Annotated in this window: 11 protein-coding genes; 6 read left to right on the forward strand and 5 right to left on the reverse strand. The window is 66.5% G+C overall.

Going from position 1 to position 15574, the window contains the following annotated elements; all coding sequences use genetic code 11:
• The first annotated feature begins 6 nt into the window (after positions 1 to 6).
• The 4 genes from dgoD to HBF24_RS16135 all read left to right on the forward strand — a co-directional run bounded on the left by dgoD (position 7) and on the right by HBF24_RS16135 (position 4330).
• Positions 7 to 1155 carry a galactonate dehydratase gene (gene dgoD / locus HBF24_RS16120; protein WP_167175289.1) on the forward strand — a complete coding sequence of 383 codons (1149 nt, stop codon included), beginning with the start codon at positions 7 to 9 and terminating at the stop codon, positions 1153 to 1155.
• A 35-nt stretch (positions 1156 to 1190) separates the two neighbouring features.
• The gene (locus HBF24_RS16125) at positions 1191 to 1955 is read left to right on the forward strand and encodes an SDR family oxidoreductase (RefSeq protein ID WP_167175292.1); all 765 of its coding nucleotides are present in this window, start codon (positions 1191 to 1193) and stop codon (positions 1953 to 1955) included.
• A complete protein-coding gene (locus tag HBF24_RS16130) occupies positions 1952 to 2860 on the forward strand; it encodes an SMP-30/gluconolactonase/LRE family protein (RefSeq protein ID WP_167175295.1) in 909 nt (302 codons plus the stop codon). Before HBF24_RS16125 ends, HBF24_RS16130 begins: the two co-directional genes overlap by 4 nt.
• A gap of 84 nt (positions 2861 to 2944) precedes the next feature.
• Positions 2945 to 4330 carry a sugar porter family MFS transporter gene (locus tag HBF24_RS16135; protein ID WP_167175298.1) on the forward strand — a complete coding sequence of 462 codons (1386 nt, stop codon included), beginning with the start codon at positions 2945 to 2947 and terminating at the stop codon, positions 4328 to 4330.
• Between the two features lie 79 nt (positions 4331 to 4409).
• On the opposite strand, the gene HBF24_RS16140 is transcribed toward HBF24_RS16135, so the two are convergent.
• The 3 genes from HBF24_RS16140 to gltB form a co-directional block, all read right to left on the reverse strand.
• Entirely contained in the window at positions 4410 to 5615 is a 1206-nt protein-coding gene (locus HBF24_RS16140; protein WP_167175301.1) for a molybdopterin-dependent oxidoreductase, read from the reverse strand.
• A 104-nt stretch (positions 5616 to 5719) separates the two neighbouring features.
• Entirely contained in the window at positions 5720 to 7162 is a 1443-nt protein-coding gene (locus HBF24_RS16145) for an FAD-dependent oxidoreductase (protein ID WP_167175305.1), read from the reverse strand.
• Between the two features lie 85 nt (positions 7163 to 7247).
• Complete coding sequence (gene gltB / locus HBF24_RS16150) at positions 7248 to 11777, reverse strand: glutamate synthase large subunit (protein ID WP_167175308.1); 4530 nt, start codon at positions 11775 to 11777, stop codon at positions 7248 to 7250.
• A gap of 355 nt (positions 11778 to 12132) precedes the next feature.
• On the opposite strand from gltB, the gene HBF24_RS16155 reads away from it, so the two are divergent.
• Together HBF24_RS16155 and HBF24_RS16160 are read left to right on the forward strand one after the other, a co-directional pair.
• Complete coding sequence (locus HBF24_RS16155) at positions 12133 to 13347, forward strand: peptidoglycan DD-metalloendopeptidase family protein (RefSeq protein ID WP_167175311.1); 1215 nt, start codon at positions 12133 to 12135, stop codon at positions 13345 to 13347.
• A gap of 145 nt (positions 13348 to 13492) precedes the next feature.
• Positions 13493 to 14872, forward strand: coding sequence for a S41 family peptidase (locus tag HBF24_RS16160; RefSeq protein ID WP_167175314.1), 1380 nt, complete (start codon positions 13493 to 13495; stop codon positions 14870 to 14872).
• Positions 14873 to 15054: 182 nt separating this feature from the next.
• Here the strand turns inward: HBF24_RS16160 and HBF24_RS16165 are convergent, their stop codons facing one another.
• Complete coding sequence (locus HBF24_RS16165) at positions 15055 to 15375, reverse strand: hypothetical protein (RefSeq protein ID WP_167175316.1); 321 nt, start codon at positions 15373 to 15375, stop codon at positions 15055 to 15057.
• A 26-nt stretch (positions 15376 to 15401) separates the two neighbouring features.
• A partial coding sequence (locus tag HBF24_RS16170) for an adenylyl-sulfate kinase (RefSeq protein WP_167175319.1) occupies positions 15402 to 15574 on the reverse strand: 173 nt, incomplete at its 5' end.

The following is a 15574-nucleotide window of genomic DNA, read 5'->3' on the forward strand; positions in this document are numbered from 1 at the left end:
CTACGCATGAAAATCACCAAACTCACCACCTTCCTGGTACCGCCGCGCTGGTGCTTCGTCCGTATCGACACCGACGCCGGTGTCTGCGGCTGGGGCGAACCGGTGGTCGAGGGCCGCGCGCAGACCGTCGCGGCGGCCATCGATGAGCTGTCGGACTACCTGATCGGCAAGGATCCGCGCCACATCGAAGACCACTGGAGCGTGATGTATCGCGCCGGCTTCTACCGTGGCGGCCCCGTGCTGATGAGCGCCATTGCCGGCATCGACCAGGCGCTGTGGGACATCAAGGGCAAAGACCTTGGCCGGCCCGCCTACGACTTGCTGGGTGGCCCGGTGCGCGAGCGCATCCGGGTGTATTCGTGGATCGGCGGCGACCGCCCGGCCGACACCGCCAAAGCCGCCAGCGACGCGGTGGCGCGCGGCTTCACCGCGGTGAAGATGAATGCCACCGAGGAGATGCAATACGTGGACACCTACGACAAGGTGACCCGCGTGCTGGAGAACGTGCAGGCGGTGCGTGATGCCGTCGGTCCGGATGTGGGTCTGGGCCTGGACTTCCACGGCCGCGTGCACAAGCCGATGGCCAAGGTGCTGATGCGCGAGCTGGAACCGTTCAAGCTGATGTTCATCGAGGAGCCGGTGCTGTCGGACTTCCTGGAGGCCATCCCGGAACTGGCCTCGCTGTCGCCGGCACCGATCGCGCTGGGCGAGCGCCTGTATTCACGCTACGACTTCAAGCGCGTGCTGGCGACCGGTGGCGTGGACATCATTCAGCCCGACCCTTCGCATGCCGGCGGCATTACCGAAACTCGCAAGATCGCCGCCATGGCCGAAGCCTACGACGTGGCCGTGGCACTGCATTGCCCGCTGGGCCCGATTGCGCTGGCCGCCAATCTGCAGATCGACGCGGTCAGCCACAATGCCTTCATCCAGGAACAAAGCCTGGGCATCCACTACAACGCCGCCAATGACCTGCTCGACTACATCACCGACCGCAGCGTGTTCGCCTACGAGGACGGCTATGTGACCATGCCCACCGGCCCGGGCCTGGGCGTGGAGGTGAACGAAAGCTACGTCGCCGAGCGCGCCGAGGTCGGCCATCGCTGGCGCAATCCGGTGTGGCGCCACGACGACGGCAGCGTCGCCGAGTGGTAAGCGCCTCCCCTTCCAAGCAGCAAAGAGTTTTTGGCATGTCCCAGTTCGCAAGCTATCCCAGTCTGGTCAATCGCACGGTACTGGTCAGCGGTGGCGCCACCGGCATCGGTGCTGCCTTTGTCGAGCATTTCGCCCGCCAGGGCGCGCGCGTGGCCTTTCTGGATATCGATGCCGACGGCGCCGAGCAACTGATCGCAGGCCTGCCCGATGTCGACCACGCGCCGCGCTTTCTGCCCTGCGACGTGACCGACCTGGATGCGCTGGGTGCGGCCATTGCGCAGGCGCGCGAGGCGATCGGCCCGATTGCCGTGCTGGTCAACAACGCCGCCAATGACGTGCGTCACGAACTGGCCGAGACCACGCCGGCCGATTTCGACCGCAATGTGGCGGTGAACCTGCGCCACCAGTATTTCGCCACGCAGGCGGTGGTGCCGGACATGCAATCGCTCGGCGGCGGTTCGGTGATCTGCCTGGGTTCGACCGGCTGGATGAAGCGCAACGCCGGTTATCCCATGTACGCCATGGCCAAGGCCGCCGTGCACGGCCTGGTCAACGGCCTGGCGCGTGATCTTGGCAAGCAGCAGATCCGCATCAATGCGCTGGTGCCCGGCTGGGCCATCACCGAAAAGCAGGAGCGCCTGTGGCTGGACGAGGACGGCAAGGCCGCCATCGAGCGCGAGCAATGCCTGCCCGGTTACCTGCGCGCCGATGACCTGGCGCGCATGGCGCTGTTTCTGGCCGCCGACGACAGCCGCATGTGCACCGGCCAGGACTTCATCGTCGACGGCGGCTGGGCATGAACGCGCGCGCCGAGGAAGCGGCCGCCGTCGCCAACGAACTGGGCGAGGGCGTGCTCTGGTGCAGCCAGCGCCAGAGCCTGTACTGGACCGACATCCACGGCGCCGTGCTCTACACCCACGAGCCGGCGCTGGGCCATACCCGGCGCCACGCCATGCCCGAACGCCTGGCCTGCATCGCGTTGTGCGAAGACGCCGACTGGCTGCTGCTGGGCCTGGCCTCGCGGCTGGCGTTCTGGCACATCGAAAGCGGCCAGTTGCGCGAACTGACGACCATCGAGCCCGAGCTTTCCACGCGTCTCAATGACGGCGCCTGCGACCGCGAGGGCCGTTTCGTTTTCGGCACGCTGGACGAAGGCCAGCCGCAACGCGCCATCGGCAGCTATTACCGCGTCAATCACGATCTTTCGGTCGAGCGCCTGCCGCTGCCGAATGTGGCCATCAGCAACAGCACGGCGTTCAGCCCGGATGGCCGCACCATGTACTTCTGCGATTCGCCGCGGCGCCAGATCATGGCCGTCGATTACGCCGTCGATGGCCACTTGGGTGAGCCGCGCGTGTTCGTCGACTTGAGCGATATCGATGGCGTTCCCGATGGCAGCTGCGTGGATGCGCAGGGCGGCCTGTGGAACGCGCAATGGGGGATGCGCCGCGTGGTGCGTTATCTGCCCGATGGCCAGCCCGAGCGTGTGATCGAGGTGCCGACGGCACAACCGACGCGGCCGGCCTTTGGCGGTGCCGATCTTCGAACGTTGTTCATCACCAGTGCTCGGGAGGGACTGAGTGAGAAGCAGCTGCAAAGCGATGCCGGGGCCGGTAACCTGTGGCGAATGGTCACCGACATTCGCGGCCTGGCCGAATCGCGCTTCGCCGGCTCACCGGCGGCTGTGTCCAGCCACGCCGGATGACACCTGCGCGGCCGAAGGTGATACAACCATAATGACAGGCCAGGCCCGCGGCGACGGGCCGGTCATCTCGATCGGGAGGAATCCATGAACACCCCAGTACAACCGGCCGCCCATCCCAAGGCGACCGCCATTTTCGTCTGCTCGCTGGGCGCGCTGGCCGGCCTGATGTTCGGTCTGGACATCGGCGTCATCTCCGGCGCGCAGCAGTTCATCCAGAAGGATTTCGGCATCTCCGACAGTGTGCTCGAGCACATCGTCAGCTGGATGATGCTGGGCGCCGCTGCCGGTGCCGTCGGGGCCGGCTGGATGTCGGCCGCGCTTGGCCGCAAGAAATCGCTGCTGTTCGGTTCGCTGCTGTTCGCGGTGGCCTCGGTGTGGTGCGGCATGGCGCCGGACGTGGCCAACCTTCTGATCGCCCGCCTGGTGCTGGGTGTGTCCATCGGCGTGCTTTCGTTCACCGCGCCGATGTACCTGGCCGAAATTGCACCGGAAAACGTGCGGGGCGCGATGGTCTCGCTGTACCAGCTGATGATCACCATCGGCATCGTGCTGGCCTATCTCTCCAACGCCGCCTTCAGCTACACCGGCAACTGGCGCTGGATGCTGGGCATCATCGCCATCCCCGGCATCCTGTTCTTCTTCGGCGTGTTCGTGCTGCCCGACAGCCCGCGCTGGCTGATGATGCGCGGTCGCAAGGAAGAGGCCACGCGCGTGTTGCTTAAGCTGCGCGGCAACCCCGAGCAGGTCAAAAAGGAAGAGGCCGACATTGCCGAACAGCTGAAGATTCCGCAGCGCGGCTGGCACATGTTCCTTGAGAACAAGAACTTCCGCCGCTCGGTGGGCCTGGGCGTGGTACTGCAGATCGTGCAGCAGCTGACCGGCATGAACGTGGTGATGTACTACGCGCCGCGCATCTTCCAGGGCATGGGCTACAACACCGAATCGCAGCTGTGGTTCACGGTGATCGTGGGCCTGACCAACGTGCTGGCCACCTTCATTGCCATCGGTCTGGTCGACCGCTGGGGCCGCAAGCCGATTCTCTACACCGGCTTTGTGGTCATGGCACTGGGCCTGGGCATTGTTGGCACGATGATGCACTTGGGCATCCACGGCCACGGCGAGCAGATCTTCACCGTCGCCATGCTGCTGATGTTCATCGTCGGCTTTGCCATGTCGGCCGGTCCGCTGATCTGGATCCTGTGCTCGGAAGTGCAGCCGATCAAGGGCCGCGACTTCGGCATCGCCTGCTCCACGTTCACCAACTGGATTGCCAACTTCGTGGTCGGCGCCACCTTCCTGACGCTGCTCAACAGCATCGGTGATGCGGCCACCTTCTGGCTCTATGGCAGCCTGAACGTGGTGTTCCTGCTGATCACCATCTGGCTGGTGCCCGAAACCAAGGGTGTAACCCTGGAGCAGATCGAGCACAAGCTGATGGAAGGCAAGAAGCTGCGCGATATCGGCCGCTGAGCGGTCCGGTAAAACGCAAAAAAGAAAGGCCGCCTGGATCGCTCCGGGCGGCCTTTTTCATGTCCGCCGACGCAAATGCTCAGCCCGTCAGCCGGGCGTTGTCGGCATAGCCGTAGCGCTCCCAGGTACCGGTAATGCCCTCGCGCGCCAACACGACGCGGTTGACCCATTTCACCGACTTGTAGCCGTACATCGTCGGCACCACCAGACGCAGCGGGTAACCGCCTTCGATGGCCAACGGCACCTCACCAATGCGGTAGGCCAGCATCACCCCGGGCTCCTCGGCCTGGGCACGGGTCAGCTGGTCGACGTAGGTGCCATCGGCCGAGTGGAAAATAAGATGCGTGGCCTCGGCATGGGCGCCGGCCTTGGCCAGCAACGTAGCCAGGCGCAGCCCGGTCCAGTCCACCTTCGGCACGCTCCAGCCGGTGACGCAGACAAAGTCGCGCTGGGTCTGATAGCGCTCCAGCGCCTCGATTTCGGCCAGGCTCAGCTCCAGCGGCGTGTGGACGAGCCCTTCCACGCGCAGGCGATAGGTCTTGGCGTCAATCTCCGGATAATCGCCGGTGAAAGTGTAATAGGCAGGAAAGCGCCGCCCCTTCCAGCCGGCGGTGCCATTATTTCGTCCCCATGCGGTCCAGCTCTGGTAACCCTTGCCGGCCAGCGTCAAAAGGCCGGTGCCGGCGGCGGCCGCGCCGGCGGCGCCCAGCAAGGCGTTGCGACGCACATAGTCAAAGCGCGCATTGAGCGGGTGTTGCGACTGGAACGAAAACAAGCGCAGCAGCGCGTGCAACAACAGCCAGGCCATCCAGGCGTAGGCCAGCCAGCCATGCACGGCAAAGGCCACCGCATCCCAGCTGGCCGGAAAGCGCCCGGGCAGCCACAGCGCGAAACCGCTCAGGGTCAACAGCGTGGTCAGCAGCGTGGTGATGATCCAGTCCACCCAGCGTGGCCGTCGCGGCGCCATCGGCACACCCCCTAAGGCCAGCAACACCAGCGCGGCAAAACCGATGCCCAGCCACGCATGCACCGATTCGATGGCGCCCAGCCAGGCAATCAGCGCGCGATGCCAGGCCTCGACATACAGCGCCACGCCGGACAGCATCAGCACCGGAAAGGCGATGATGAAAGCCGCATGCGCCAGGTTGTAGCCACGCGGCCAGCGCCCGTGCCGCAGCACCGCGCCCAGGCCAGGATGGCGGCGCAGCAAGGGGCCACGCAAGAAAAGCAGCACACCGCCGGCCAGCAGCGGGATCAGGGCAATCAACCACCAGGGAGATGGCATGGGGCACGCTCCACGGAAACCTACAACGACAGGACCGTTGTCGCGCCCATTTCATCACACCACATGACTGGCCGGCGCACGCGGCGCCGGCCCGATAAAGGGCATCAGGCCGCCTGCGCCGACTCGCTGCTGGCCGGGCGCAATTCCAGCGTGCGCAGGATCGAGGCCGCCGCCTCGCGGCCGTCGTGCACCGCGCGCACCACCAGATCGGCACCGCGAACCATGTCGCCGCCGGCAAACACCTTCGGATGCGCGGTCTGGAACGGCAGGCGACCCTCGCCACCGACCAGGGTGCGGCCGTTGGGCTGGTGTTCGATGCCGTGGTGCGACGACCACGCTGGCGCCTCGGCCTGAAAGCCGAAGGCGATGATCACTACGTCCGCTTCCTGGATATGGTCGCTATCCATCACGTTCTGCGGACGCGCGCGGCCATCTTCGCCGGCGACCAGGCGCGTCTCGACCATCTCCACGCCGCTGACCCGGCCGTTGTCGCCAACAATGCGCAAGGGCTGGCGATGGAACTGGAAGTGCACGCCCTCCTCGCGGGCGTTGCTGACCTCGCGACGCGAGCCGGGCATGTTGGCCTCGTCGCGGCGATACACGCAGGAGACTTCACTGGCACCCAGGCGCAACGCCGTGCGCACGCAGTCCATGCCGGTGTCCCCACCGCCCAATACGATGACGCGCTTGCCGGCGACATCAAATCGCGGCTCCAGCTCGGTGCCGGACAACAGACGCCGCGTGTTGGCGATCAGGAATGGCAGCGCCGCATGCACGCCGTCCAGCTCCAGGCCCGGCAGGCCGCCATCGAGCGCGCGATAGGCGCCGGTGCCCATGAACACGGCATCGTAATCGTCCAGCAGCGCCTGGAACGAGACGTCCTTGCCCACGGTGGTCGACAAATGGAACGTCACGCCCATGCCTTCCAGCACCGCGCGGCGCGTGCGCACCACCTGCTTGTCCAGCTTGAATGGCGGAATGCCGAAGGTCAGCAGACCGCCGATTTCCTCGTGCGCATCGAACACGTGCGCGGCCACGCCGGCGCGGGCCAGACGATCGGCACAGGCCAGCCCGGCCGGGCCGGCACCGATGATGGCCACCCGCTTGCCGGTAGCGCGCACCGCGGAAAGGTCCGGGCGCCACCCTTGCGCGAAGGCCTGATCGACCACCCAGCGCTCGACGCTGCCAATGGTGACCGCGCCAAATTCGCCCTGCTCCAGCGTACAGGCGCCTTCGCACAGGCGATCCTGCGGACACACGCGGCCGCATATTTCCGGCAGCGGGTTGGTGCTGTGCATCAGCTCGGCGGCCTCGAACAGATGGCCGTCCTGCACCAGTTTGAGCCAGTTGGGGATGTAGTTGTGCACCGGACAGGCGTGCTCGCAGTACGGGTTGCCGCAATCGATGCAACGCCCGGACTGGGCAGCGGCATCGTCGGGCAGAAAATCACCGTAGATTTCGCCATAGCCCATCACGCGCACGGCCACCGGTACGGTGCGCGGCGCCTGGCGCGGCAGGTCGATGAAACGGAACAGCTTGTCGCTCATCGCGCGCTCTCCTCAAATCGTGGCGCGGCGCTGCGCCGGCGCAAGCCGGGCGCGCTCGGCGCGTGCGTGGTGCGCGGCGCGGCCATCATGCGGCCCTCCGCAACTCGTCGGCCAGCACATCCAGACTGGCCGCCTTTGGCTTGACCAGCCAGAACTTGTGCAGCAGGCCGCGGAACTCGGACAACAAGCGCCGGCTCCAGGCGCTGCCGGTCAGCTCGGCATGGCGGTCGATCAGTCCGCGCAGATGCTGCATGTGGTGTTCCATGCCCTCCGGAGAGATGCGCAGGATGTCCACCAGCTCGTGGTTGTAGCGGTCGACAAAGTCGCGCTCCAGATCCAGCACGTAGGCAAAGCCGCCAGTCATGCCGGCACCGAAGTTGAGCCCGCTACGGCCCAGCACGGCGACCACACCGCCGGTCATGTATTCGCAGCAATGATCGCCGGCGCCCTCGATCACCGCCTGCGCGCCGGAGTTGCGCACGCCAAAGCGCTCGCCGGCGCGGCCGGCGGCATACAGTTCGCCACCGGTGGCGCCATACAGGCAGGTGTTGCCGATGATGGCCGCCTCCTGGCTGGCGTAGGCGGCGTCGGCGGGCGGACGCACGATGATGCGGCCACCGGCCATGCCCTTGCCGACGTAGTCGTTGGCCTCGCCATCAAGCGTGATGTACACGCCGCCGGCGTTCCAGGCACCCAGGCTCTGGCCGGCGGCACCGGTCAGCGCCAGCCGGATCGGGTTGTCGACCATGCCGGCATCGCCCCAGCGTCGTGCCACGGCGCCAGAAAGGCGGGCACCGATGGAACGGTCGGTATTGGCAATGGCATAACCAAAGCGGCCACCGCGGCCCTGCTCGACCGCCTCGCGGGTGTCGGCCAGGATGCGCGCGGCCAGCCCCTCGTCCGGACGCAAGGGATTGCGTGCCAGCACGCAGCTGTAGGGCACCTGGTCGCCCAGGCCCGCCGAACTGATCAGCGCGGACAGATCCAGCTTGTGCTGTACCGCCGTGTTGCCTTCGATCTGTGTCAGCAACTCGGTGCGGCCCACCAGGTCTTCCAGTCGCGTCACGCCCAGGCGCGCCAGCCAGGCGCGCACATCGTCGGCGATGAAGCGGAAGTAGTTGGTGACCATCTCCGGCAAGCCGACAAAATGATTGCGGCGCAGCAGCTCGTGCTGCGTGGCCACACCGGTGGCGCAGTTGTTCAAGTGACAAATGCGCAGGTACTTGCAGCCCAGCGCCACCATCGGGCCGGTGCCGAAGCCGAAGCTCTCGGCGCCCAGAATGGCCGCCTTGATCACATCCAGGCCGGTCTTCAGGCCGCCGTCGGTCTGCAGGCGCACGCGATCGCGCAGGCCATTCAGGCGCAGCGTCTGCTGGGTTTCGGAAAGACCCAGCTCCCACGGCGTGCCGGCGTATTTGACCGAGGTCAGCGGACTGGCGCCGGTACCGCCATCATGGCCGGAAACGGTAATCAGGTCGGCGCCGGCCTTGACCACGCCGGCGGCCACGGTGCCGACACCGGCATGGCTGACCAGCTTCACCGAGACCAGCGCCTCGGGGTTGACCTCCTTGAGGTCGTAGATCAGCTGGGCCAGGTCCTCGATGGAATAGATATCGTGATGCGGCGGCGGCGAGATCAGGCCGATGCCCGGCTTGGCATAGCGCAGCCGCGCGATCATGGTGTTGACCTTGTGGCCGGGCAGTTGGCCGCCCTCGCCGGGCTTGGCGCCCTGCGCCACCTTGATCTGCAACACCTCGGCATTGACCAGGTAGGCCGGCGTGACGCCGAAGCGGCCCGACGCCACCTGCTTGATCTTGCTCATGCGCTCGGTGCCGTAGCGCGCTGGGTCCTCGCCGCCCTCACCGGAATTGGAGCGCGCGCCCAGGCGGTTCATGGCGATGGCCAGCGCCTCGTGCGCCTCGGGCGAGAGCGCGCCCAGGCTCATGCCGGCCGAATCGAAGCGCTTCAAGATCGCCTCGGCCGGTTCCACGTCGTCCAGCGGCAAGGGCTTTTCGGCCAGACGCGGACCCAGCAGGTCGCGCAGTGCCGACGGCGGACGGCCGTCGACGGCCGCCGCGTACTGCTCGTAGTCGGACGGATCACCGCTGCGCACCGCTTTTTGCAGCAGGTTGATCACATCCGGGTTGTACATGTGGTACTCGCCGCCGTGCACGTACTTGAACAGGCCACCGGCACGCAGCGCGATGGTGTCGTTCCAGGCCTCGCCAGCGAGCAGGCGCGCATCGCCTTCCAGGTCGGCAAAGCCGGCGCCGCCAATGCGCGAAGGCGTACCGGGGAAGCACAGCGCCACCACTTCGGGCGCCAGGCCGACGATCTCGAACAACTGCGCGCCGCGATAACCGGCGATGGTGGCAATGCCCATCTTCGAGAGGATCTTCAAAAGACCCTTGCGGATGCCACGGCGATAGCTGCGTCCCAGCTCGCGCGGCGAGCTCTCGTTGCGACCGATATAGCCATCGCGGCCCATGTCGAACAGGCTCTGGTAGGCCAGCCACGGATACACCGCGGTGGCGCCATAACCGACCAGGCAGGCAAAGTGGTGCGGATCGCGCGCAGTGGCCGTCTCGACCAGGATGTTGCAGTGGCAGCGCAGGCCTTCGTCGACCAGCCGCGCGTGCACGGCGGCGGTGACCAGCAAGGCATGCGCCGACAAGGTTTGCGGGCGCGGGTAGCGATCGGTCAGGAACACCATGCGCGCGCCTTCGCGCACCGCTTCCACGGCACTGCGACAAAGCCGGCGAATGGCCGCTTCCAGGCCTTCTTCGGGGTTGTAGCAAAGGTCCAGCTGCACAGTACGGCCGGCAAACTGCGGCAGGGCCAGCATCTGGCGCAGCTTGCGCTGCGAAAGCACCGGCGAGTTCAAAAGCACCTGGCGCGCGTTCTCGGCCGAGAGCTCAAACAGGTTGCCTTCCGGCCCGATCTGCGTGGTCAGCGACATCACCAGCCGCTCGCGCAGCGGGTCGATCGGCGGATTGGTGACCTGCGCAAAGCCCTGCCGGAAGCGGTCGTACAGGGGGCGAACCTGGCGCGAAAGCGCGGCAATGGGCGTGTCATCGCCCATCGAACCGGTGGCTTCGCCCTCGGTCTCGGCCAGCACCTTGAGCACGCTTTCGCGCTCTTCGCGGGTCAGGCCGTAGAGCTTCTGGTAACGGCGCAGCTCGTCGGCGGGCAGCGGCTCGGCGGCCAGGCTGGGGTCGATCAGGTCCGATTCCAGATAACTGACGCCCTCGCGCAGCCACTCGCGGAACGGCGCACGCGCGCGGTTGATGGCATCGACATCGGCATCGTGCAGCAGGCGCTTGTGCTTGAAGTCCACGGCGATCATCTCGCCCGGCCCCAACCGCCCCTTGGCCACCACGCGCGAGGCCGGCACATCCCAGATGCCCGCCTCGGAGGCGACGATCAGGTGATTGTCGTCGGACAAGGCCCAGCGCGCCGGGCGCAGGCCGTTGCGATCCAGCGCGCAGGCCGCGTGCTGGCCATCGCACATCACCAGTCCCGCCGGGCCGTCCCAGGGTTCGGTGTGCAGCGCGTAATACTCGTAGAACGCGGCAAGGTCCTCGTCGATATCCTCGCGCGCCTGCCAGGCCGGCGGCACCAGGATGCGCATCGCCGCCAGCAGATCCACGCCGCCGGCCAGCATCAGCTCAACGGCATTGTCCAGGCTCTCCGAGTCCGACCCCTGCTGGCGCACCAGCGGCCCGATGTCGGAAAGATCCACCTGTGGCGAACGCAACACCGCCGAGCGCGCCTGCATCCAGCGCCGGTTGGCGCGAATGGTGTTGATCTCGCCGTTGTGCGCCAGCACGCGGAACGGCTGCGCCAGGCGCCACTGCGGCATGGTGTTGGTGGAATAGCGCTGGTGGAACACCACCGTGTTGGCGGCCAGCGCGTCGTGTTCAAAGTCGGGGAAGACATCGCGCAGACGCCCCGGAGCGGCCATCGCCTTGTAACCGATGGCATGCGCCGACAGCGACACCACGTAGAAATGCGGATCGTCGGCCAGGGCCAATTCGGCGCGACGGCGTGCGCGGAACAGCGCCCGCTCGAAAGCAGAGGCATCCATCCCCTCGCCGGCATCGACAAATACCTGGCGCACGCGCGGCATCGAAGCCACTGCCAGCGGGCCACAGGCATCGGTGCGCACCGGCACCTCGCGCCAACCGGCTACCGCCAGGCCTTCCTCGGCCAGGCGCGCCTCCAGCGTCGCGCAGGCGATATCGGCATCGCCCTTGGGATCGACAAATACCAAGCCGGAGGCAAACAACGGCCCCGGCGTGATGCCATCGGCGTGCGCCAGCGCACGCAGCCAGTCTTGCGCGCCGTGGATAAGCACGCCGCAACCATCGCCGCTGACACCATCGGCATTGACGGCGCCACGATGCGACAGGCGCGCCAGTGCCTTGAAGGCGGTATCGACCAGCGACGTGCTGGCCCGGCCATCAATCTGCGCGACCAAGCCAAAGCCACAGCTGTCGTGCTCGAAGGATGCGTCATACAGACGCGGCGAAGCTTGGGCGATCAATACAGCCTCCTCCCGATGGGCCTGGAAATCGTTGCACGCACCGGCCACGGCGCCACGGTTGCACGTCATCGGTGCGTGGCCTTGGAGCTCATCGGGTCATGCATCACGGCCGGCTTGTGATTCCGGCCCTGGCAGGCGCGGCAACCAGCGCCGCGGCACGTGCCTGGCGGTCCGCCATGGGCGTGTCGCGCACGCCCGAGGTGAAGGGCACCGAAGGCGCCGGAATCGCAAACAGGTCGCATGACTACATCACACCTGCTGCGATGCGTCAAAATAACCGTTGGACGTATAGATGTCTGGTTTAACAAATATTTTGCGTCCCCGGTGGGTCTCGGCGCGCCTCGCACAGGTGCCCTGAACCTCACCTCACACGCCAGCCACGGGCCTCGTCGCGAAGGGGCGGAAAAGGTCATAATCGTCCGTCATGTCTGAACGCCTGCGCTCTCCATCGACCTATACCCTCCTGGCCGCTGCCGGCAGCCTGTGCCTGGCCCTGCTCGCCCCGGCCTGGCCGGCACACGCGCAGCACGCCAAGGAGGCCAGCACTCGCAAAAAGCTGGAGCAGATCCGCACCGATATCCAGCAGCTCAACGCCCACCGCAAGGACACCAGCGCCAAGCGTGAGGCATTACAGGCCAAGCTGGCCGCGCAGGCCAAGACGCTTTCGAGCGCCGCCGCCGCCGTGCACGAGAGCGACCAGGCGCTGGCGGCCAAGCAGGCGCAGCTGGACCAGCTGGAGCAGCAGCGCAGCCAGCTGGAAGCTCACCTTTCCGGGCAGAAGCAGGCGCTGGCCGCCCTGCTGCGTGCCGCCTACGCACTGGGCCGCGGCTCGGACCTGCGCCTGCTGCTGGGCGATGAGAACATCAACCGCATGTCGCGCGCGCTGGCCTATTCGCGCTATTTCCAGGAGCACCGCGTCGAACGTATCCGCGACCTGACCCAGAGCCTGACGCAGCTCAGCCAGGTGCGCCAACAGATCGAGAGCGAACAACAAGCGCTCCAGGCCACCCGCGACGAGCGCGCCAAGCGCATGCATCAGCTGGCCAACCAGCGCGCCGAACAACGCAAGCTGCTGGCCCAGGTCGACGCGCAGTACCAGTCGCAGGGCGACAAGCTCAAGACGCTGAAGGAAAACGAGAAAAATCTGGACCGGCTGTTGGAAAAACTGCGTCAGGCGATGGCGCGGGCGCGCGAGCAGGCCCGCCATCACCAGGCACCCAGCAAGACCCACGGCGGCTCTTCCGGGCCACCGTCGAACTTCAAGCCAATGCCCGAGGGCACACCGTTCGCCAAGCTGCGCGGACACCTTCCGTGGCCGGTACACGGCGCGCGCAGCGATTCGGGCGATGGCGTGCTGATTGCCGCGCCGCGCGGCACCCAGGTGCACGCGGTGGCGCCAGGTCAGGTGATCTACGCCAACTGGCTGCGCGGTTACGGCATGCTGGTGATCATCGACCAGGGCCATGGCTGGTTGAGCCTGTATGGCAACAACGAAGCGGTACTGGTGCATGTGGGCGACCGCGTGCACACCGGCACTGCCATCAGCACCTCCGGCGCCACCAGCGGCCGCGAGGGCGTCTACTTCGAGCTGCGCCATGGCAAACGCCCGGTCGACACCAGCCCCTGGCTGGCGCACTGAAGCCCGCGGCATGAACCTGCGGGCGTCGCCGTGGTCGTAAGCAGGCGCACCGCTTCACGCCGGCGCGACCGATATCCGACTATCGCCGCGCCAGGCATGCATAATCAGTGCGGCACCTTCTTAATTTGTTGAACCGGTTACGCCCATGCGCACGCGCTCCATCCTGACCGCCCTTTCCCTGCTGCTGGCGACCCCGCTGGCCCTGGCCACGCCGCCTGCGACACCGGCACCGGCCGCCACCGCGCCCGCCGCGGCCAGTTCCAGTGCAACCGCCGGCACGGTCGGCGATGACAACGTCAGCCTGAAGGACATCCGCCATTTTGCGCAGGTGTTCCAGATGGTGCGCCAGGCCTATGTGGAAAAGGTCTCCAGCAAGACCCTGATGAACGACGCCATCCGCGGCATGCTGGCCGGACTCGATCCGCACAGCGCCTATCTGGACAAGCAGGGTCTGAAGGATCTGGACGAGGACACCACCGGCAAATACGCGGGCCTGGGCATCGAGGTGCTGCCGGTCGACGGCGAACTGAAGATTGTTTCCCCCATCGATGGCACACCGGCCAAGCAGGCCGGCATCCAGCCCGGCGACACAGTGTTGGAGATCGACGGCAAGCCGGTCGACCCGCAGGCGGTCGGCGATTCGATCGACCAGCTGCGCGGCAAGCCTGGCAGCCACGTGCATCTGCTGATCGCGCGCAAGGGTGCCGACAAGCCGCTCACGTTCGATATCGAACGCAAGGTCATCCAGGTGCCCAGCGTCAAGGTGGACCAGGTTGCACCCGGCTATGCCTACATCCGCATCAGCCAGTTCCAGGAAGATACCGCCAGCGAGCTGGACGATGGCCTGGCCGCCTTCATCAAGAAGCATGGCCAGCCCAGGGGCGCCATTTTGGACCTGCGCTCCAATCCGGGCGGTCTGGTCACGGCGGCGGTCGGCACCGCCGACACCTTCCTGGATGGCGGCACCATCGTCTCCACACGTGGGCGCCTGGCCGATGCCAACATGAGCTTCTCGGCGCATCCGGGTGACATGTTGCACGGTGCACCGCTGGTGGTGCTGGTCGATCACGGCACGGCCTCGGCCGCCGAGATCGTCTCCGGGGCACTGAAGGATCACCAGCGCGCCTTGATCATTGGCCAGCGCACCTTCGGCAAGGGCGTGGTGCAGACCGTGTTGCCGCTGGACGCCGAGCATGCGGTGAAGATCACCACGGCGCGCTACTACACGCCCAACGGCATTTCGATCCAGGCCAAGGGCATCACCCCGGATATCGCCCTGGCCAGCCTCAAGGTGCAGCAGGCCGACCACGCGCCCCAATTGATCGGCTCCGAGTCGGACCTGCCCAACCACTTGGCCAATGAGCACCCAGGCAAGAAGGCGGCCCGGACCGGCAACGACGGCAAGCTTGCCGAACGCGACTATGCACTGAGCGAGGCACTGAACGTGCTCAAGGGCCTGAGTCTGGCGCAGCGTCCACCGGCTGGCCTGCCGGCTCCGGCGGTGCAGCCGCACCCGGATCACTGACCGCATACCGTATCGAAACGCCCCGGCAAGCCCGCCACCCGGACAGCGGCTTTTCAAGCACCTGGTGCTCCGAAGACCAAGGCGGGGCGCTATCGATGATCTGGTGCGCCTGCACACGGCATGGCGTCAGCCTCCCCAATGGGTCCTTCCGCACACCTTGGGCCAGCGCGAGACGGGGCCTTTCAGCGCTTCCAGAGCGATTGCCCTTTCAGCCATAGAGCTGCGAAGGCCACGGCGACACCTGCTTCGTTGGCCAGTACATCCTTCCATTCGATATGCGTGTAGCCGCCGAAACACCATTGCACGACCTCCAGCAAAAGGCCCAGCGCCATCACTGCCAAGGCCAGGGCCCACCACAGGCGCCGTGGCGACAGCAGCCCCAGGAGCCCCGCCATGGCGCCCATCAGCAACCCATGGCTGAGTGCATGCCAGGCCGATGCATGAGCGACGCTGGGATGACCGGGCCAGCAGTAGACCACGCTCATCGCCAGCAGCGCGGCCATGGCCAGCCATCGCCGCGCGCCGCAGGTCACGCATCGCGCTCGGCAAGCAAGGTATCGATGACCTGCTGAGCCATGGTCGCGACATCGCCGTCGGCACCCGGCAAGCGCAACTCGGCGTGCTCGGGTGGCTCATACGGTGAATCGATGCCGGTGAAGTTGCTCAGCTCGCCGGCGCGGGCCTTGGCGTACAGGCCCTTCA

It is taken from the genome of Oleiagrimonas sp. C23AA (assembly GCF_011759385.1).
Lineage (GTDB): Bacteria > Pseudomonadota > Gammaproteobacteria > Xanthomonadales > Rhodanobacteraceae > Oleiagrimonas.